Source organism: Nonomuraea mesophila (assembly GCF_004352805.1).
In the GTDB taxonomy this organism is placed as follows: domain Bacteria; phylum Actinomycetota; class Actinomycetes; order Streptosporangiales; family Streptosporangiaceae; genus Nonomuraea; species Nonomuraea longispora.
The window spans coordinates 43,804-63,682 of sequence record NZ_SMLD01000022.1; the positions used below are offsets into that span (position 1 = coordinate 43,804).

The following is a 19,879-nucleotide window of genomic DNA, read 5'->3' on the forward strand; positions in this document are numbered from 1 at the left end:
ACTCGCAGGGTCCGTTCGTGTCACATGCATTCACCGCGCCGTTGTCCGATAATGGGACAAAATGTGCAATAGTTGTAAACGCAATGCTGCCCTGCGGCTACGTGGGCGTCAAGAGGGAGCCGTTGCGTAAATGGGCGGTTTCGGGATCGTTACCGGGCACCCGTCGAAGGCGGTGACCACCCGAAATGCCGTCACGCTCGGATGGCGGCGGGCGCAGGCCGGTTTCCACGTATAGCCCACAGGACGAGGGAGCACCCTGGGCCACACCACAGCATGGGCACGTACTCTTTGTCGTCACACACATGGCAACCCCGGCGTTCGACCTTAGGATTCGCTCATGGCCGCAGAGTCACCATTCACCGGCCTGACCAGTGTCACCAGCGGTTCCACCGTGATCACCCAGGAGAACCGGACTCTCCGCGACCTGGTGGAGATCTACCGTCACCTGTCCGGCCTGGCTCTCCAGGACGCCGACATCGGCACGGTCGCCCACCTCGTCGCCCACCGGACCGACGTGACGGTGGCCGTCATCAGCCAGAAGATGGGCATCCTCGCCGCGGCCTCCCCCGGCGAGAGCCACGAAAGCGCCATCCAGTACGTCCACGACCATCTGATCCATCCACGGCTGGCGCATATGCTCGCCGACGCCGGCAAGTCCCGCCACCCGCTGCGGCTGCCGGACCCGGCGCGCGGCCGGGCCCGCATCGTGGCCCCGATCCTGGTCGGCGGCACCGTGCCCGCCTATCTCGTCTCGCTCGTCGGAGCGGCACCGGACCAGGGCGAGGACATCGACCTGATGATCGCCGAGCATGCCGCGACGATCTGCGGGGTGATCCTGGCCCGCGAGCGCGTCATCTTCTCAGCGGCCAGCCAGGTGCGTGACGACCTCGTCGAAGGGCTGCTGTCCGGGTCCGGCCGGGACCACGACGAGGTCGTCCGCTGGGCGCAGCATCTCGGCTACGACAGCGAGCGCGACCACCGCGTCCTGTCGATCATCATCGAACCGCCCGCGGGCGACACCGAGCGCAGCGCCCTGGTCGCCGAACGCGCCGCGGGCGCGACCGCGCGCCTGTTCACCGCCCAGTCCCCGGACGCGATCGCCTCGGTCCGCACGGACGAGGTGGTCGTGGTACTGACCGAGAGCACCACCCCGGGCTCGACCACCAGGGCCGAGCAGCTCGGCACCCTGTGCGTGCAACGCCTCGGGGCGCTGTTCCCCGACGTCGGCGTGTCCATCGGCGTCGGCGGCGCGTTCCGCGAACCGGCGCACATCGCCCGCTCGTACGAAGAGGCGCGCAGGACCACCGAGGTGATCCGGCGGCTCGGCCAGCGCGGCGCCGTGGTCGCCTTCGACAAGCTGGGCATCGGTCGCCTGCTGCTCCAGGTGCCCGACATCGAGACGCTGCGCGAGTTCGCCACGGACATCCTCGGCGAGGTGCTGCGCCACGAGAGGAAGCACCACTCGGAGTTCATCGCCACGCTGATGTGCTATTTCCGGGAGAACAACAGCCCGCAACGGGCGTCGAAGCTGCTGCACGTGCATCCCAACACGGTCACCTACCGGATCCACCGGATCGAGGAGATCACCGGACTGGACCTGAACAGCTATCGTGACCGCCTCGCCGCGCAGGTGGCGCTGGAGATCATCGACGCCCTCGACGTCAGTGCCTGACCTCGGGGGACGAATCGCCCGCCGTCACGACGGCCGCGGCGGAATAGACGATGCCGGCGCCGGTCGACGAGTCGATGTAACGCGGGATCCAGCTCTCGTCGTCGTCGACCGGGGTCGCACCCCACCCGTAACAGACGTGGAAGCCGGTCGAGGTGCTGACCCGGAACAGGAACATGTTGTCCGACAGCCGGCGTCCGGGGCTGACGAAGGCGTCCATCTCTCTCCTGGCCAGGTCCCAGGCGATCTCCACCTCCTCCAGCGTCGTCACCTCGACCATCAGGTGTTCGAGCCGGAGGTCGTCGCCCCCTTCGAGCAGGGCGATGCTGTGGTGGCGGGGATTGCACCGCAGGAACCACATCTCCCCGAGGTGCGCGCCGAGGTTGATCGCGTCGGACACCTTCATGCCCATCACCCCGGCGTAGAAGTCGAGCCCCTGCTGCAGGTCAGGCAGCCGCAACACGACGAAGCCCAGGCCGAGCGCGCCGGTGACCGTCCGCGACGTCGGCCGCCGGCCCTGGTAGGAGCCCGCCCTCTCCTCCTGTCCGACGAAGAACTCGTGCCGCAGGCCGAAGGGGTCGTCGAAGAAGATGAGCCGCTCGACGGAGCGCTCGGCCGCCAGCCGCTCCGAACCCTCCGTCACCTCGAACCCGGCGGCGCTCAGGTGAGCCCCGACGCCCTCCAGTGACTCCTCGGCGCCGATCTCCCAGCCGAGGTAGAGCAGCCGGTCGGAGTCTCCCGGGTGGATCGCGAGGCGGTGGGACCGGTCGCACCAGCGCACCCGGACCGTGCCGTCCGGCAGCCGGTAGGTCTCGAAGCCGAAGACGCGCGGGCCGAAGCCCAGCCAATCCTCTCCCGACGCGGACTGCACGCCGAGGTATCCGATGCTTCGCATGCCGCATCTCCTCGCACGTCGTGGCGCACCCAGGGTGCGCCACGACAAGAATACGCGGCCGGGGAAACGCGGCACCGCCGCTCAGGTCAGGGCGGCGCGCAGCACCGGCTCGATGTCCGCCGCCGCCTTTTCCCCGTAAGCCTCGCGCAGGCGGGCCACGTCGGTGTCGGCGTCGATGACCCACTCCTGGGCACCGTTCGTCTCCAGCACCAGCGAGGCGACGAGCGCCCCGAGCTGGGCGGCCCGCTCCAGCCCCAGCCCGCCGTTCCCGCCGGCCAGGAATCCGGCCCGGAACCCGTCGCCGACGCCGGTCGGGTCGGCGATCGTCCGGGCCGGCACCACCCCGACGTGCAGCGCGGTGCCGTCGCGGCCGACGATGTCGACGCCTCGGTCGGACAGGGTGGTCACCCGCAGGCCGACCCGGCCGGTGATCTCGTCGGAGTCCCAGCCGGTCTTGCGGATCAGCAGTTCCAGTTCGTACTCGTTGGTGAACAGGTAGGCGGCGCCGTCGACCAGAGCGCGGCACTGGTCGCCGTCGAGGCGGGGCAGCTGCTGCGACGGGTCCGCGGCGAACGGCACGCCCAGCGACCTGGCCTCCTCGGTCTGCGCGACCATCGCGTCCGGATCGCTGGCGCACACCATGACCAGCTCGGTGCCGTACCGCTCCACGATGGGGGCGAGCGCGATGTTCTTGGTCTCCGTCATCGCCCCCGGGTAGAAGGACGCGAGCTGGCACTGGTCGTCGTCGGTCGTGCACGTGAAGCGCGGGGTGTGGGCCGACTCCACAGTGAGGACCCCGCCGCAGTCGACGCCGTGCCGTTCGAGGATCGCCCGATAGCCGGCGAAGTCGGCGCCGACGGCTCCCACGAGCACCGGGCGTTGTCCCAGGACTCCCATGCCGAAGGCGATGTTCGCGCCGACCCCGCCCCGGTGGACGACGAGATCGTCCACCAGGAAGCTCAGTGACACCCGGTTGAGCCGGTCGGCCACGAGATGGTCCGCGAAGCGGCCGGGAAAGTGCATCAGGTGGTCGGTGGCGATCGACCCGATCACCGCGGTCGTCCCTGCGGGCACGGTTACTCCTCTGTGGATGTGGTCAGAAGACGATCGTGGTGCGGCCGTTCACCAGGACGCGGTCCTCGCAGTGCCAGGCCACGGCCCGCGCCAGCACGGTCCGCTCGATGTCCGCGCCGCGCCGCGTCAGCTCGCGCACGCTCGCGCGGTGCGACACCCGGACGACGTCCTGCTCGATGATGGGCCCCTCGTCGAGCTCCTCGGTGGCGTAGTGCGCGCTCGCCCCGATGAGCTTCACGCCGCGCTCCTTCGCCCGCTCGTACGGCCCGGCGCCGGCGAACGCGGGCAGGAAGGAATGGTGGATGTTGATCACCGGTACGCCGATCCGGTCCAGGAAGCCGCCCGAGAGGACCTGCATGTAGCGGGCCAGGACGAGCAGATCGACCCGGCCCCGCAGGAGGTCGAGCTGGCGCCGCTCGGCCTCCGGTTTGGTCGCCCTGGTCACCGGGACGTGCTCGAACGGCACCCCGAAAGCGGCCACCTCGCCGGCGAGGTCCGGATGGTTGGAGACCACCTGGCACACCTCGATGGGCAACTCACCCCGCCGGGCCCGCCACAGCAGATCCAGCAGGCAGTGGTCGTACCGCGACACGAAGAGCGCCACCCGGGTCGGCGCGGAGGCGGCGCGGAAACGGAAGTCCGCGCCGAGCCGGACCGTGACCTCCTCCCGGAACTCGCGCTCCAGCCGGGGCAGCTCCTTGTCCAGTCCGGGCAGGCGGAACACGACGCGCAGGAAGAACCGGCCGCCCACGGGCCCGGTGGAGTACTGGTCGGACTGCACGATGTTGGCTCCACGCCGGTACAGGAACGACGAGACGCAGGCGACGATGCCCGGCCGGTCGGTGCAGGACACGACCAGCCGGCCGACGTCGGGGGCCGTTCCGGTCACAGCGTGGCGGGGACGGCGTCGGCGGACAGCGCGGCCGCCCGGCGGAGCGCGTCGACCCGATCGGTCCGCTCCCACGGCAGGTCGAGGTCCGTACGCCCGAAGTGTCCGTAGGCGGCGGTCGGGCCGTAGATGGGGCTGTGCAGCCCGAGATACTCGCGGAACGCGGCGGGGCGCAGGTCGAAGTGCTCGGCCACCAGGGTCCTGATCAGCGACCGGCTCACCCGCTCGGTGCCGAATGTCTCGACGAGCACCGAGACCGGCCTGGCCACGCCGATGGCGTACGCGACCTGCACCTCCACCCGGCGGGCGAGGCCGGCGGCGACCACGTTCTTGGCGACGTGACGCGCCGCGTAGGCGGCGGACCTGTCGACCTTGGAGGGGTCCTTGCCGGAGAAGGCGCCGCCGCCGTGCCGGGCGAACCCCCCGTAGGTGTCCACGATGATCTTGCGTCCGGTGAGGCCGGCGTCACCCACCGGGCCGCCGATCACGAACCTGCCGGTGGGGTTGACCAGCAGGCCGCGGTGGAGCGCGTCGGCGTCGTACAGGCCGGCCGGCAGCTCCGGGACGACGACGTGCCGCCAGAGGTCCTCTCGGATCCGCTCCAGCGTGGCCTCCTCGGCGTGCTGGGTCGAGATCAGCACCTGCTCCACGCCGACCGGGACGTCACCCCGGTAGCGGACCGACACCTGGGTCTTGCCGTCCGGGCGCAGGTAGCCGAGCGTCCCGTCCTTACGCACGGCGGCCATCCTGCGGGACAGGCGGTGCGCCAGCGCGATCGGCATCGGCATGAGCTCGGGCGTCTCGTCGGTGGCGTAGCCGAACATCATGCCCTGGTCACCGGCCCCGGCGCGGTCGAACTCGTCGCCCGAGCGGTCGCTGCGATGCTCGTGCGCCAGGTCGACGCCCTGCGCGATGTCGGGTGACTGCTTGTCGAGCGCCACGAGGACGGCACACGAGTGACCGTCGAAGCCGCAGGCGCCGTCGTCGTAGCCGATCCTGTTGACGGTGTCCCGGACGATCTGCGTGTAGTCGAGCGGCTTCGGCGTGGTGATCTCCCCTGCCAGGACGACCATGCCGGTGGTGGTCAGGGTCTCGCAGGCGACCCGGGAGTGAGGATCGAGGGTCAGGGCCGCGTCCAGCACGGCGTCGGAGATCGCGTCGGCGATCTTGTCCGGATGGCCCTCGGTCACGGACTCGGAGGTGAACACGTAGTCGTCGTCGGTCATGGCACAGGCTCCTCGTGCGATGGGTTGAGCGGGCTCAGGGGTGGGCGCCGGTCAGCTCGGACCGCACGGCGGCGGCTCCCGCGACCATGGCCGCGAGCTTGGCCCTGGCGACAGGCGCGGAGATGTTGCGCAGCCCGCAGTCGGGGTTGATGACCAGCCGTTCGGCCGGGACGAGGTCGAGCGCGCTGTGGATCCTGGACGCCACCGCCTCCGGGGTCTCCACGTCGGAGGACTTGACGTCGATGACGCCGAGCCCGATCGTGCGGTCCCAGCCGAACTTGTCGATCACCGGCAGATCCGCGTAGCCCTTGCGCGCGAACTCCAGGACGAGCTGGTCCACCTCGGCGTCGAGCACGGCGGGAAACAGGAAGTCGTAGTGCCCCTCCCACGAGGGGCGCGCGTAGCGGTTGCCGTAACAGACGTGCAGCGCCCAGGTGACGTCGACGCCCTCGGTGACGATGTTGACGGCCTCGATCGCCGTCTTCACTTCGCCGGGGTAGCCGGCCAGGAAGGGTTCGTCGATCTGCAGCAGCCGCGCACCGCGCGCGGCCAGGGCGCGCGCCTCGGCGTTGAGCACGCGCGCGATCGCCGGCACGAGCTCGCCTGGGTCGTCGTACGCCTCGTTCCGTACCCGCCGCGACAGTGAGAACGGCCCGGTGAAGGAGAACTTGACCGGGTCCGAGGTCTGCCCGGCGGTGAAGGAGAAGTCGTCGGCCAGCATCAGCGGCGCCGTGTCCGTGACCGGCAGCCGCTCGGTGACCCTGGCGTCGTAGTAGTCGAAGGAGAAGTCCTTCGCCGTCTGCGGGATGTCGATGCCCGGCATCCTGGCGAGGAAGTAGTCGATGTCGTTGTCGCGGCGCAGCTCGCCGTCGGACACGATGTCGATGCCGGCCAGCTCCTGGTCCCGGAGCGCCGCCTTGATCGCCATGTCGTGCAGGTCCTGGAGCTGCGCGTAGCTCATCCGGCCCCGGTAGTAGTCGGTTTTCAACCGTTCCATCCACTCAGGGACGGGGTAGGAGCCGACGACACTGGTGGGGAGCAGCGGCAGCCCGCTCATCAGGTCGGACATCAGTCCCTCACCTGCGCCGTCATCGTGACGATGTTGCCGCCCACCCGGTGCGCGAAGGGCGCGTAGTGCACGTCGAAGCCGTTGCGCCGGCCCACGTGCGCCAGCAGCGGCCCGTTCACCCAGTTGACGACCGACCCCTCGTACTTGCCGGGGCCCCGGAAGTTGGTCCGGTACGCCTGCACGTCGGTGACGAACAGGTCATGGCAGACGAGCCTGCCGAACGGATGCAGCAGTCTCAGGCTGTCGGCGAAGCTCGCCACCGCCCCGTTGTTGACGTGCATGCGGATGTCGGCGCCGGATTCGAGCAGCGGCCGCAGCACCTCCCCGCTCAACTCCGGCGTGAGGGCGTAGAGGTCGAGCCCGGCCAGCGGGACGTACCTCTCCTCCAGCCTGACCAGGTCCCACACCGCCCGCCAGAAGGCGACGGCGGCGTCCGCGTCGGCGAACCGGGCCGGATCGGCCTCGGCCAGCAGCGCCGGCCCGAGCCGCAGCAGCTTGTGCACCAGGGCCGGCAGCTCGTCCACCGTGACCCCCGCCGACTCGGCGAGCCCGGCCACGCCGGCGTCGTCGAGGTAGGCGCGGACCTGCACGCAGTAGGTCCGCCCGCCCAGCTGGACGACCTCGTCGGTCGGCAGGTTGTCATAGACGTTGGAGACGTAGACGAGGAAGACCTTGTACTTCAGGAAGCCGAGCGAGGTGCACGGCGCCGTGGCGTCCAGCACGAACGAGCTGATCCGTGCCCGGTGCTCGCCCACCGCCTCGCGGGCCAGGTCGAGCACGTGCTGGGAGTAGTCGCACATCATGTAGTGCAGGCGCCGGTAGTAGTCACGCCCGTGCTCGGCGTCGAGGGCGCGAAACTCGTCCAGGAAGACCTTCGCCTGACTGCCGTTGCCCACCCCGAGTTCGACGACGTAGAGCTCCTCGGGCAGGGCGTCGCCGTCGGACAGCTGGTCCCAGACCTCGAAGAGGTCACGGATCACGTCCCGCGCGGCGTCCCGGTTGTGCGCGTCGCTCTCCCCGCCCGGCAGCGCCTGCTCGTATCCCCGGCCGGTGGACTCCTCCCAGAGGCCCAGATCCTTCCAGTAGCGGGCGTTGAACTCCCAGACACAACTGCCGCTGCCCGGCCCCCAGTCCTCCAGCGGGACCCGGACGCTTCCCCTCTGCCGCCGCAGGGCTGCGGTGACCTCCTCAGGGGACATGCCGGCACTGCGTCGTACGTCGACCGCGACCTCGATGGCGTCGTCCCGGACACCCAGGGGCACGATGGCGGGGCCGGGTCCCGCGCTCAGCTGCGGGCGCAGCAGGATCGGCCTGACGTCGACCACCTCGCGGAAGTTCGACTTGTACTGGACCCAGTCGCACACGAGCCGGACCTTGCCGAGGTCCGTGGCGACCTCCCGCAACGCCTCGACGACAGGCGCGAGCGAGGTCATGAGGTCCAGGGGACTCGTACCGCTGAGTTTGGCGTGGGGCCGGAAGTCAACGAGCATGTCCGATGCCCTCCATGGGGTGGTGGCGGTGGTGATCGGGAAGCGCGGCCGGCGGCCGGGGGATGCCGGCCCGCCGCAGGATGTCGGGCACGCCATGCTCGAAGCCGAGCGCCATGATGTGCACGCCCGCGACGCCGGGGATCGTGGCGAGCCGCTGCACGGCCTCCGCGCACATCCTGATTCCCTCCTCGGCGACCCGGCCGGCGGGGACCCCGCGCAACCTCCGATCGACCTCGTCGGGAACGTGCACGCCGGGCACGGCGGTGCGCATGTAGTCGAGGGCACGCAGCGAGCGGATGGGGCCGACGCCGGCGATGACCTTGCAGTGGTCGGTCACGCCGAGATCCCGCAGGTCCGCCATCCAGCGCTCGAACACCTCGAAGTCGAACACGTACTGCGTCTGGACGAACTCCGCGCCCGCGCTCACCTTCTTGGCCAGCCGGCGGGCCCGGAACCGCGGCGGCGGCGCGAACGGGTTCTCCACCGTGCCGATCAACCAGGCCGGGCGGGCGGGTACGGCCTTGCCGGAGAGGAGCACGCCGTCGTCCCGCAGGGTGCGCGCGGTCCAGACGAGCTGCACCCCGTCGAGGTCGAAGACCGGCTTGGCCTCGGGGTGGTCACCGAACCGGGGGTGGTCGCCGGTCAGCAGCAGCACGTTCGGGATGCTGAGGGCGCCCGCCGCGAGCAGGTCCGACTGCAGGGCGATGCGGTTACGGTCGCGGCAGGTCAGCTGCATCACCGGCTCGACGCCGGCGCGCTGGGCGAGCAGGCTGCCGGCCAGGCTCGACATCCGGACGTTCGCCCCCTGGTTGTCGGTGACGTTCGCGGCGTCGACCCAGCCCCGCAGCAGCTCCGCCTTACGGGTGACCGCCTCCGCGTCGGCTCCTCCGGGCGGGCCGATCTCGGCGGTGACGGCGAACCTGCCGGCTTCGAACGCGGCACGCAGCCCGCTCATCGCGGACTCAACCCCAGCTCGCGTCGCAGCAGCGGGCGCGGATCGTCCTCGCCGTACGCCACCCCCAGCCCGTCGTCACGCCCCTGCCAGTAGTTCACCCACGAGCTACGGCCCCATTCGCGGTGATCGACCGGGCGCTGCAGCAGATCGAGGTCGGCGCCGTGCCCCGCCCCCTGCGCCCGCTCGATCGCGGTCACCCAGACGCAGACCAGATCGGGATGCACCTCACAGCGGCCGTCGGCCGCCACGCCGCCGCAGGGACCGTTGCGCAGCTGCTTCGGGCAGGTCATCGGGCAGGTGTAGCCGGTGTCGGGCAGTGCGCACTGGCCGCACATGCGGCATCCGTACAGCTGCTCCTTCGCCACCCGCTCCACCCGGGTGAACCACCGGTACGCCGGCCGCCCGCGTTCGAGCCAGGCCGCGAGCCTCCGGTACAGGAGGTTGGCGGCGAGGACACGGTGCAGGCCGTAACTGAGCCGAGCCCCGATCCGGGGGACCACGGGGCGGGGCCAGTCGCCACCGCCCGCACGCTGCTCGCCGAAGCCCACGATCAACTCCCTCTGGCTGACGGCTCACCGTCGACGCCGGTGAATGTCGTTCAACCGCTGAGATCGAGGCTGCCAGAGCGCTCAACGTGTGTCTTAGGCCCGCGCACCAACGCTGAGGGGCCGTTCCTTGTGACGACCCACAGGGCGGCTTCCCGGTCAGCGCCGGGGTTCTTCGGTCGGGCCGGTTCGCCGGTTGTGGTGATGCAGCAGCCTGGACAGCAGGTCGGTCAGCTGCCGGCGCTCGTCGGGTGACAGTGGGGCCAGCAGTTCGTCCTGGCATTCGGCCAGCCGCTTCTCCAGCCGCCGTAGCTGCCGTCTGCCCGCCGAGGTCAGGGTGATGATGTTGCGTCGCCGGTCGGAGGGGTCGGGCGTACGTTCGACCAGTCCGCCCTCGGCGAGTTCGTTGATCGCGGCGACCATGTCGCTGAGGTGGATGCCGCTGCGACGGCCCAGCGCGGCCTGGCTGGCGGGGCCGTACGCCTCCAGCGTCGCCAGCAGGCGGTAGTGGTAGCCGCGGGCGCCGACGGACGAGAATCCGTCGCCGACCAGCCGCTGTGCATGGGTGGTTGCCTGGCCGAGCAGCCAGCTGGGCAAGCCTTCCCATGGGGTGGCCGTCTCCCCGGTACTCATGGGGCAAGTCTAGCCAATCGTTCGGAGTACTAACGATTGTGCTATCGTTCCTCGGACAAACGTTAGTCGTCCGAACGTTCAATCAGCGAACGAACCCCCGGAGCAGAGGAACATGATCAAGCCCTTCCGCATCGAGATCCCCCAAGCCGCTCTCGACGACCTGACCGACCGGCTGTCGCGCACCCGCTGGCCCAACGAGGTCGCCGGGGCCGGGTGGGACTACGGCTTCCCGCTGGCGCGGCTCAAGGACCTGGCCGCCTACTGGCGCACCGGCTACGACTGGCGCGAGCACGAGGCCCAGCTCAACGAGCTCCCGCACTTCACCACCGAGATCGAGGGCCAGAACATCCACTTCGTGCACGTGAGATCCTCGAAGCCGGGCGCGCTCCCGCTGATCCTCACCCACGGCTGGCCCGGTTCGTTCCTGGAGTTCCTCGACGTGATCGAGCCGCTGTCACACGACTTCCACCTGGTGATCCCCTCCATCCCCGGCTACGGCTTCTCCGGCCCGACCCACGAGCGCGGCTGGGACATCGTCCGGGTCGCGCGGGCCTGGGCCGAGCTGATGCGCCGGCTCGGGTACGAGCGCTACGGCGCGCAGGGCGGCGACTTCGGCGCGGGCATCTCCCTGGCGCTCGGCGCGGTGGCCTCCGAGCAGGTGGTCGGGGTGCACGTCAACTACCTTCCGACCCGCCCGGTCCCGGATGCCGACATCGAACTGTCCGCAACGGACGAGGCCCGGCTGGAGAAGGTCAGGCAGCTGATGGCCGACCGTCCCCCGTACCAGACCCTGCAGGCCCTCACCCCGCAGACCATCGGCTACGCGCTGACCGACTCGCCGGTCGGCCAGCTGGTCTGGATAGCCGAGCGCTTCGCCCAGTGGACCGATCCACGCTCGCCGATCAGCGACGAGCGCATGCTCACCGACATCTCGCTGTACTGGCTCACCGCCACCGCGGCTTCCTCGGCACGGCTGCACCATGACGCTCCACGCCGGACCGAACGGTGCCCGGCACCGGTCGGCGTGGCGGTGTTCCCGCACGACATCACCCAGTCGGTACGAGCCCTGGCCGAGCGCCTGTACGACATCCGGCACTGGTCGGAGTTCGACCGCGGCGGCCACTTCGCCGCGATGGAGGTGCCGGAACTGCTCGCCGAGGATGTCCGGACGTTCTTTCTCACCGCGCTGCGGGCCGCGCCGGTCACCGGCGGCTCAAGCGTGGCCACCTCTGTCTGATGGGAGAGCATCATGGCCGCGCGCGATGGCTATTCCCTCTTGCCAGCACTCGGTAGGGGATTGGTGTATCCCATCGACGAGGAAATTGCTCGGGCCGCGTCCATCAGAGGGCCGGTTGCGTCCTTCATGCGGCTTTCGTCGAACCAGGTCGACGGTCCGGAGACGCTCAGTGCCGCTACCTCCGACATGGAGATGGGGATGGGTGCGGCGACCGTGTGGACGCCTCGCATGGCTTCTTCAAACGCCCAGGCGTAACCGCGTCGGCGTGTTTCCTCTATTTGAGCGAGAAGCCCGTTCAACGTCGGCGGGGTTACGTGGGTGAATGCCGCGTCTCCCACGTCGAGGGTGAAGCGGATGAGTTCTTCGCGTGGCAGGCTCGCCAGTAAGACCCGCCCGGCCGCGCCGGCCCACAACGGGTACGGTCGGCCGACCTCCGCCTTCGCCTTGAGCCCGGACCGCGACTCGACCTGCTCCACGTAGACCCGGGAATGTCCCACGCGCACCGCGAGCGCAATGGTCTCGTCAAGATCGTCTCGCAGTCGCATCATGTGCGGCAGGGCCTGGGAGCGAACGTCGATGCGGTCCAGGTACGACATGCCCAGGGTCAGGGTCTTCGGGCCGAGGCCATATCTGCGAGAGGCGGCATCCTGGCGGACGAGACCGCTTTGCTCCAGCGCCTGCAGCAGTCGTTGTACGGTGCTCTTCGGCAGGTCGAGGAGAACGCCGATTTCGCGGGCGCTGGCGTCACGGCCGACATCGGCGAGGGTGGACAGGATATCCGCAGCTTTGCGGACGGATTCGTTCATGTTGCTCCCTCGCAGCAGGCTGCTGTGATTATGGCACCTGGGCTTTGCGGGGGGCGACCGGCGCCGTACCGGTAGAGGCCGGGGCGACCGTCGGCTTCGCGCAGGCTTGGTGCCGCACTCGGCGTCGTTCGCGGCGCCCCGATCACTTCCCCGCCCCGAGGGTGATGCCCTCGATAATTCTTCGCCACAACCACAGGTACAGAGCCAGCATGGGCAGAACAAGAATGCATACTCCGGCGAACAGCCCGCCATAGTCGGCGCCCGAGAACTGCATGCTCGACAAGAAGTTGAGCAGCGCCAGGGAAACCGTGTACTTCTCCACGGTCTGCAGAAAGACAATGCCGAGCAGCGTCTCGTTCCACATCGAGATGATGTTCAGGATCAGGACGGTCACAAGGCCCGAGCGGGCCAGGGGAAGCATGACCTGCCAGAAGGACCTGAACGGAGAGGCCCCGTCGATCGCGGCTGCCTCCTCGATCTCGCGCGGCAGAGTGCGCATGAATCCGGTCAGCAGGAACACGGTGAAGGGCACGTGCGTCGCGGTGTAGATGATGAAGAGACCCAGGAGGCTGTTGACCAGGCCGGCTTTCGACATCATTTCGAACAGCGGGATGACGGTCACCTGCGCCGGGATGCCGAGCCCGAGCGCGAAGAAGACGCTGAGCGGCCCGGCGGAGCGGGTGCGGATGCGGCTGAGCACGTATGCGGCGGGGGCGGAGACCGCCAAGGTACAGAAGGAAGCCCCCAGCGCGAGCCCGGCCGTGTTGAGTGTGGCACGGGCGAAGCCGCTCTCGTTCCACGCGTTCGTCCAGTTGGCCAGGTTGAGCGAGCTCGGAATCCCCCAGGGCGCCCTGAAGATGTCCGTGGTGGTCTTGAACGATGACAAGATCAAGAACGCGAAGACCAACAGGTTGAAACTGACGAAGGCCCAGACCAGGACCCGGCCGAGAGTGCGGAGCGGGTCGGCCCTCGCCGTTCTGGCGAGCGGGGACCGTCCACCGGAAGGACGTGGGTCATGACCCTCCCGGACGACCGGGGCATCGCTGTGCGGCTGCAACACCCCGGCCTGCGCGCCTGACTTCTCAGAATTCAATGGAATCCCTCCGGAGCAGGCGCCTCAGCACGACGATCAGGGCGGTGAACAGCACCAGCATGAGAATGGCCGACGCGGAGGCGTAACCGAAGAGGTACGACGGGCTCCTCCCGCCGAACGATTCGCCGTAGACGAAGAGCGCAGAGTTCCACACGGCCGGCGGTGGCATGTCGTTGGTCGTTCCGCCGAAGGCGTAGATGAATTCGAAGATCTTCAATGAACTGATCGTCCAGAAGATGGCCGCAACCGATATCACGTCCCAGGACAGCGGCAACGTGACGAACCGCAGTCGCTGATATGCGTTCGCGCCCGCCAGCAGCGCCTCCTCGTAGAAGTATCGGGGAATACGGTCGACGGCCGCCAGAATGATGGTGACGTAGAGGCCGGTGGAGATCCAGACCGTGCCGATGAGGATCATCAGGAAGAGATTGTCGGAGTTCAACCAGGGGATCGGCTCCGTCCCGAACACCTTGGACAGGATGGTGTTGACCGTACCGTTGTGCTCGAAGATGAAGCCCCACACGATCGAGAGCACGATGGCGGACACGATGTGGGGGAAGAAGAGCACTGAACGGATGAAAGACCGCCCGCGCATCTCGCGAACGATCATGGTCAGGACGAAGCTGATGCCGAAGATGGCGGCGCCGGCCACGACCAGGATGATGAGGGTGTTGACCAGCGCGGTGCGGAAGGTGGGATCGTCGAAAAGCGCGGAATAGTTGCCGAGGCCGTTCCACCGCATCTCGCTCACGCCGTCCCACCGGTGGAAGCTGATCCACAGCGCGGCGAGGGTCGGGCCGATGACGAAGGCCAGGTACAACACGAGCGCGGGAACGACGAAGGGCAGATACAACCGTCGGCGCGACCGGTCGAAGGCCCCCGCGCTCCGGGGTGAGCCGCGCCGGTGGCGTGGCTCACCCACAGGAGGGGTCGCGAGCGTCATGAGCGATGTCCCGCCCAGAAGTCGCGCTGACCGGTGGTGATCTGGTCGATGAACTCGTCCGGCGTGATCTTTCCGGTCATGAGCTGGAGGTTCAGCGGCTGGAAGACCTTCTTGTCGAAGTCCGAGAAGTCGCCGAGAACTCCGTCAGTGATCTTGCTCAGCTGCTTTTCCTGCAGAAGTTCATTGACGTCCTCCAACTGCTTGGGCACCTCGACATCCGATCGGGGGGTGAGGTTGTTCGCCTCGCTGGAGATCTTGGACAGTCGTTCCTTGTGGAGAAAGTGCGCGATGAACTTCTGCGCCGCCTCGGAGTGATCCGCCGATTTCGGGACAGCAAATCCGATGACGCTCGCCGGCAACGACTCGTCGCTTCCGAACGTCGGGAAGTTGAACGACCGGTACGTGAATCCGGGTGCCGCCAGCGTGCCGGTCTCGGTCGGAGCCCAACTTCCCATGTAGAGGAAGTCCGCCTGATTCTGCGCCCACTTCGTCTGGATGGCGGGGAACTTGCTGCTGTCGTACCCCGGCATGAAGTAGTTCTGCTTCGCGAGGTCGGCGATGGCGGCGAGCGCGTTGCGGACGCCGGGGTTGTTCCAGCCGCTTGCCTGCTTGTCCGACACGAGCTTGTAGAAGCCGCCCGGCCCGAGCGTCCGGGACAGTGCCGTCGCCGTCCAGAACTCCGCGTACCCGGCGATGTCGCCGTCAAGGGCGATCGGGTTGCGGCCGGACGCCTTCGACCTGGCCAGCACGTCGGCGAACTCCTGCCACGTCTTCGGCGGGTTGTCGGCGACGTCGGGCAAGGTCTTGGCGTTGTACCAGATCGAGTAGCCGATCACCTCGTACGGGATCAGGAACTGGGCGCCGTCGGCCGTGGTCGTGAACTGGTCGTACTTCTCCGGGATCACCTGGCGGACGGTCTTGCCTTCGCCAGGTATCTCCATGGCGTGCACGTCGCGCAGGTCCTTGAACTGATCATTCTTCACGATCGCGTTGCTGACCGTGAAGTATTGCTGATCGATGAGGTCGGGGACGTCGTCGGTACGCAGCGCCGCCAGGAGCTTCGTGACATTGTCGCGCCCCTGCCACTCGACCTTCACCTTGATGCCGGACTCCTTCTCGAAGTCGGAGAGCGCCTTCGCCAGCACTTTGGCCTGCGGCTCTTTCTCCTGCCACATCGACCAATAGGTGAATTCCTGAGCGGAGCCGTCCCCCGAGTCGTCGGCGGAACAGGCTGAACCGAACAGTCCAAGTGAGACGGTGAGCGCGAGGGCGGCAGCCCTCACGCGGCGGCGCCGGTGTCGCATCTGCATGGGCGCTTTCCCTTCAACGCGTCCCATTTAGTGGGACAGCGGACCGTTTCCCGGGGGCTTGAAGCTAGGCGGTGCTTGCGGCCCGTGTCAACGCCCTGCCCAGGACGTCCGAAGGACGCTACTTTCTGTTCACGTTGCCGTCATTGACGAGAGCCCACACATCATTGACTCAACTTCCGTACCGCCTATAATGGTCCACTGTCCCAGAAAACGGGACAATTTAGATGTTGCGGCGAGAGGATCAAGGGTGTCTCGTGCTGGAGTCCGGACCGCGATCGTCGGCGGGCATCGTTCCTGCTGCAGCACATGAGCGCCGCGCCCGCTCACGACCTCACCGGCCACACGGTCCTCGTCACCGGGGCGTCCGGCCCCGGAATCGGCTCCGGCGTGTGTGACGCGCTCCATGCGGCAGGGGCGCGACTCGTCATCAACGACGTGCTCGATGAGCACGTGGGGAAAACGGTGCGTCGCTACCCCGGCGCGGTGGGAGTGGTCGGGGACGTCTCGCGGCCGGACGACGTGGCGCGGATGTTCACCGAGGCGATCGACCGCGCCGGACCCCTGACCGGACTTGTCAACAATGCCGGCGTCGGGCTCATCACACCGATGCTCGACGCGACCCAGGCCGAGTTCGACCGCATCGTCGACATCGACTTCCGGGGCGTCTGGCTCATGAGCCAGGCTTTCGCCCGGTCAGCGGCCGCGCACGGCCGGCCGGGCGCCATCGTCAACGTCTCGTCGGTCCATGCCGGGAAGACGATCGGCCGATACGCCATCTACGCCAGTGCCAAGGCCGCGGTGGAAGGGCTGACCCGCGCCTGCGCCGTCGAGTTCGGATCGATCGGCGTGCGCTGCAACGCCATAGCGCCGGGATATGTCCCGATCAACCGGGATCTGGTGCCGCCCGGCTATCCCGCGCACGACGCCTCATGGATCGCCACGCACACCAACAGCGAGCAGGTGCTCCCAAGGACGATCGAGCCGATCGACTGCGGCTGGGCCGTGCGGTTTCTTCTGTCGGAGCAGAGCCGGTGCATCACCGGCCAGGTGATCACCATCGATGCCGGGCTCACCGCCCGGCTCTACAACGGCGACATGAGCGCTCGCATCTATGCCGATCGAGAACGGCAGGCGACGCTACGTGCGCAAGGCCCGGACACGCCATGAACAATCCCATGCAGATCTCAAGGATCCGCGCGACCGAGGTCGTCGTGCCCGCGCATCCCGGAGTCATCGACTCACCGTCGATCCACCGCCCGCTGCACAACAAACCGTGGAAGGGTGCGGCAAGCTGGTCCGTGCAGTTCGACGAGATGCCCAAGGTCATCCTCGAACTCGAACTGCGAGACGGGACGGTGGGCCTCGGCGAGCTGTACCGCGCGCACGACTGGGAGTCCGTGGACGCGCTGGCCACCGCGCTGGTGGGTCTGGACCTGCGGTCGGTGACCCTGCAGGACGTGCCGCTTCCTCGCGTCCACGAGTTCGACGGCTTCGAGATGGCCATCTGGGATGCGTTCGCGCGATCCCACGCCCTGAGGGTGGTCGACCTGCTCGGCGGACCACTGCGCGACCGGGTCGCGGTGAGCGCGTGGTCGAGCCACCGCACAGTGGACGACGTCGGCGATCTGGTCCGCTCCTTCGCGTCCGCGGGCTTCACCTCCGTGAAGTTCAAATGCTCGATCGAGGACGACGTCGTGGCGTGGTGCAGGGCCATCGCCGAGCGGGCACCCACCATGTCGGTCGTCCTCGATCCCAACGGCCGCTTCGAACACCTCTCCGAAGCCCGCGCCATCGGGCTGGCCCTTGCCGAGATAGGCAATGTCGCCTGCCTGGAGGATCCGATCCCGCACTGGATGCTCGATGAGTGGTCACGGTTGCGATCCGCCGTCCCGATACCGCTGGCACGCCACATATCGCTCGCCTATCCGCAGTATTCCGACCGCGGCAGCGAAGCCGTCGCAATATTCCGAAGCGGCACCGCGGACATGTTCAACTTCACCGCGGGGTTGAGCGACTTCCGCCGCCTCGACCATGCCGCGGACCTGTTCAACATGCCGACCTGGCATGGATCGCAGGTCGACCTCGGTATCGCGGAAGCCGCCTATCTCCACTCCTGCGCCGCCGCACGAGCGTGCGTCCAGCCCAGTGACATCTTCGGACGCTTGATCCGGTCACACGACCTTCTCCGCCGGCCACTACGGATCGAGCCTCCCTACGCGTTTCTTCCAGACGGAGACGGTCTCGGCGTCGAGCTCGACGAGCAGGCCCGCATCGAGTTCCGGACAGCCGAGAAGGAGTACCTGCCGCAGTGACCCCAGAAAATCCGTTCCCAGCGGATCCGGATCGCGCCGCGATCTGGACGATGCTCGTCGACCGCGACATCACCGCGTACGTCCGCAACGAGTGGACCATGGTCGAGGCCGACTATGTCAGCGCGTCGGAATTCATGTCCATCGACGCCAGAACATCGTCGAACCCCGATTCCTGGAGAGCAGGGGGAAATCTCGCCGCCTACCGTGACTCCTGGTCGGCGGGCAGCGCGGAATTGAGCGCGGCCGTTCCGGCTGACACGTTGGAGGCCGGGTTGCGGGAGGTCACGACGCTCCGGGACATCGAGATCCACGAGGGAAACGCTGTCGCGCACAAGAAGCTCGACGGGACGATCCGCCGCCGCGACGGCGGGGTGGTGCACCTCAACTGGCAGACGCTCTACCTCTGCCGGCAGGACGCCGGCCGCTGGCGCATCAGGGGGTTCATCGGCCGGCTGCCGAACCCGATGGGCGACAGGTCCGGCGCGTCCCACGCGAAGGAAGTCCCCGCCCATGCCACTCAACATGTCACCGCCGGGCCTTACTCCCCGGTCCTGAGCGTGCGCGCCGACCGCCTGGTAGTGGTGTCCGGCCAGGCCGCGATCATGCCGGACGGCTCGATCGTGGGGGATGACGTAGAAGAGCAGACTCATCTCACTCTCCAGAACTGCCGGCGCCAACTGGCGTTCGCTGGATGCACGCTCTCCGACGTCGTGAAGGTGAACGCCTATCTCACCGACATGGCGACCTGGGACCGTTTCAACTCGGTCTACCGGTCGTACATGCCGGAACCCTGCCCCGTACGCACAGTGGTCGGAGCGGCCCTGCTCGACGGGCTCCTCGTCGAAGTGGAGATGTGGGCGGTCGCACGATGAGAGCCATCTCATGACGTATTGGGAACAGCTGACCTCGGCACGACTCGCCACGGTCGACAGGTCCCTGCCCGTCATACTCCCGCTCGGCGCGGTCGAGCAGCACGGGCCACACCTGCCGCTGGCGACGGACCGTATCCTCGTCGACCACTTCTGTCAGGAAGTCGACCGACGCCTCGGTGACGACGTGTTGATCCTGCCCACCATTTCCGTGGGCTACTCCAAGCACCACGACGACTTCCCCGGCACCTTGTCATTGACGCACGAAACCCTGCTGCACCAGATCGTGCAGACCGCCGACTCGGTTCTGCGGCACGGCATGGCCAGCCTGCTGATTCTCAACGCCCACGGTGGCAACGAAGGCATCGCCCAGGTCGCCCTGGAACAGCTCGGGCACAGTCGGCCCGAGTGCAGGATCGTCCGGACGGCGTGGTGGCAAGTCGCATCCGAGGACCTGCTCGCCATCAGTACGACCGGCCCAGGCGGTGTCGGTCATGCGTGCGAACTCGAAACCTCGCTGCTGCTGGCCATCGCCCCCCAACTCGTTGACGAGTCCGCCATACCGCCGCGCGAGAACAAGAGCTGGTTCAGCTGGGACACCAGCGACATGCTCCGCGCGGGAAGCGCCATCATCTACCGCCGATTCGCCGACGTCTCCTCCACGGGCGTGTTCGGCGACCCCCGGGCCGCCTCCGCCGAGAAGGGGCAGCAGATCAGCGAGATCGTCACACAGCGCCTGGTGGACCTCGTCCGATCCATGGTGGGCCGGTGAGAGCAGAGGGCGTCCGCGTAAGGCTTCCGGGCCACCACTGACGAGAGGAACCCCGTGCGAGGCGACAACGAGCGCAGTCGTCCAGGCCGGAC

The 19,879-nt window shown here is 68.1% G+C and carries 19 protein-coding genes; 6 read left to right on the top strand and 13 right to left on the bottom strand.

From position 1 onward, the window contains the following. Positions 1-337 precede the first annotated feature (337 nt). Positions 338-1,672, top strand: coding sequence for a PucR family transcriptional regulator (locus tag E1295_RS11545; protein ID WP_132630245.1), 1,335 nt, complete (start codon positions 338-340; stop codon positions 1,670-1,672). Here the strand turns inward: E1295_RS11545 and E1295_RS11550 are convergent. The 9 genes from E1295_RS11550 to E1295_RS11590 all read right to left on the bottom strand — a co-directional run bounded on the left by E1295_RS11550 (position 1,662) and on the right by E1295_RS11590 (position 10,445). Next, positions 1,662-2,564, bottom strand: a complete 903-nt coding sequence (locus tag E1295_RS11550; protein WP_132630246.1) for a VOC family protein — start codon at positions 2,562-2,564, stop codon at positions 1,662-1,664. The two genes, E1295_RS11545 and E1295_RS11550, sit on opposite strands and share 11 nt — an antisense overlap. 81 nt (positions 2,565-2,645) lie before the next feature. Next, positions 2,646-3,587 carry a PfkB family carbohydrate kinase gene (locus tag E1295_RS11555; protein WP_132630279.1) on the bottom strand — a complete coding sequence of 314 codons (942 nt, stop codon included), beginning with the start codon at positions 3,585-3,587 and terminating at the stop codon, positions 2,646-2,648. Positions 3,588-3,660: 73 nt separating this feature from the next. Beyond that, positions 3,661-4,527: a formyltetrahydrofolate deformylase gene (gene purU / locus E1295_RS11560; RefSeq protein ID WP_132630247.1), complete on the bottom strand. Its 867-nt coding sequence runs from the start codon at positions 4,525-4,527 to the stop codon at positions 3,661-3,663. After that, entirely contained in the window at positions 4,524-5,753 is a 1,230-nt protein-coding gene (metK, locus tag E1295_RS11565) for a methionine adenosyltransferase (protein ID WP_132630248.1), read from the bottom strand. Before metK ends, purU begins: the two co-directional genes overlap by 4 nt. A 34-nt stretch (positions 5,754-5,787) precedes the next feature. Then, on the bottom strand, positions 5,788-6,822 hold the full coding sequence (locus E1295_RS11570) for a uroporphyrinogen decarboxylase/cobalamine-independent methonine synthase family protein (protein WP_132630249.1): 1,035 nt from the start codon (positions 6,820-6,822) through the stop codon (positions 5,788-5,790). Continuing rightward, the gene (locus E1295_RS11575; protein WP_132630250.1) at positions 6,822-8,312 is read right to left on the bottom strand and encodes an SAM-dependent methyltransferase; all 1,491 of its coding nucleotides are present in this window, start codon (positions 8,310-8,312) and stop codon (positions 6,822-6,824) included. Before E1295_RS11575 ends, E1295_RS11570 begins: the two co-directional genes overlap by 1 nt. Continuing rightward, positions 8,302-9,267 (bottom strand): methylenetetrahydrofolate reductase, encoded by a 966-nt coding sequence (locus tag E1295_RS11580; protein ID WP_132630251.1) that lies wholly within the window; start codon positions 9,265-9,267, stop codon positions 8,302-8,304. Before E1295_RS11580 ends, E1295_RS11575 begins: the two co-directional genes overlap by 11 nt. Continuing rightward, positions 9,264-9,815, bottom strand: a complete 552-nt coding sequence (locus tag E1295_RS11585) for a methylenetetrahydrofolate reductase C-terminal domain-containing protein (RefSeq protein WP_246079981.1) — start codon at positions 9,813-9,815, stop codon at positions 9,264-9,266. The genes E1295_RS11580 and E1295_RS11585 overlap by 4 nt, the downstream gene beginning before the upstream one ends. Before the next feature lie 156 nt (positions 9,816-9,971). Then, positions 9,972-10,445, bottom strand: coding sequence for a MarR family winged helix-turn-helix transcriptional regulator (locus E1295_RS11590; protein ID WP_132630253.1), 474 nt, complete (start codon positions 10,443-10,445; stop codon positions 9,972-9,974). Positions 10,446-10,557: 112 nt separating this feature from the next. On the opposite strand from E1295_RS11590, the gene E1295_RS11595 reads away from it, so the two are divergent. Continuing rightward, the gene (locus E1295_RS11595; protein ID WP_132630254.1) at positions 10,558-11,682 is read left to right on the top strand and encodes an epoxide hydrolase family protein; all 1,125 of its coding nucleotides are present in this window, start codon (positions 10,558-10,560) and stop codon (positions 11,680-11,682) included. Positions 11,683-11,711: 29 nt separating this feature from the next. On the opposite strand, the gene E1295_RS11600 is transcribed toward E1295_RS11595, so the two are convergent. From E1295_RS11600 to E1295_RS11615, 4 genes are all read right to left on the bottom strand, one after another. After that, entirely contained in the window at positions 11,712-12,488 is a 777-nt protein-coding gene (locus E1295_RS11600) for an IclR family transcriptional regulator (protein WP_166427186.1), read from the bottom strand. A 142-nt stretch (positions 12,489-12,630) separates the two neighbouring features. Beyond that, positions 12,631-13,548, bottom strand: coding sequence for a carbohydrate ABC transporter permease (locus tag E1295_RS11605; protein ID WP_166427187.1), 918 nt, complete (start codon positions 13,546-13,548; stop codon positions 12,631-12,633). A 22-nt stretch (positions 13,549-13,570) separates the two neighbouring features. Further along, positions 13,571-14,524, bottom strand: a complete 954-nt coding sequence (locus tag E1295_RS11610) for a carbohydrate ABC transporter permease (RefSeq protein WP_132630257.1) — start codon at positions 14,522-14,524, stop codon at positions 13,571-13,573. After that, on the bottom strand, positions 14,521-15,699 hold the full coding sequence (locus tag E1295_RS11615; RefSeq protein WP_166427188.1) for an ABC transporter substrate-binding protein: 1,179 nt from the start codon (positions 15,697-15,699) through the stop codon (positions 14,521-14,523). The genes E1295_RS11610 and E1295_RS11615 overlap by 4 nt, the downstream gene beginning before the upstream one ends. Positions 15,700-16,140: 441 nt before the next feature. Here E1295_RS11615 and E1295_RS11620 point away from each other — a divergent pair, with 441 nt between their 5' ends. The 4 genes from E1295_RS11620 (at position 16,141) to E1295_RS11635 (ending at position 19,787) form a co-directional block, all read left to right on the top strand. Then, the gene (locus tag E1295_RS11620; RefSeq protein WP_132630259.1) at positions 16,141-17,001 is read left to right on the top strand and encodes an SDR family NAD(P)-dependent oxidoreductase; all 861 of its coding nucleotides are present in this window, start codon (positions 16,141-16,143) and stop codon (positions 16,999-17,001) included. Then, the gene (locus tag E1295_RS11625) at positions 16,998-18,146 is read left to right on the top strand and encodes a mandelate racemase/muconate lactonizing enzyme family protein (protein WP_220448663.1); all 1,149 of its coding nucleotides are present in this window, start codon (positions 16,998-17,000) and stop codon (positions 18,144-18,146) included. The genes E1295_RS11620 and E1295_RS11625 overlap by 4 nt, the downstream gene beginning before the upstream one ends. A gap of 98 nt (positions 18,147-18,244) precedes the next feature. Then, entirely contained in the window at positions 18,245-19,018 is a 774-nt protein-coding gene (locus tag E1295_RS11630) for a RidA family protein (protein ID WP_181957974.1), read from the top strand. A 10-nt stretch (positions 19,019-19,028) separates the two neighbouring features. Beyond that, on the top strand, positions 19,029-19,787 hold the full coding sequence (locus E1295_RS11635; protein WP_132630261.1) for a creatininase family protein: 759 nt from the start codon (positions 19,029-19,031) through the stop codon (positions 19,785-19,787). Positions 19,788-19,879 lie beyond the last annotated feature (92 nt).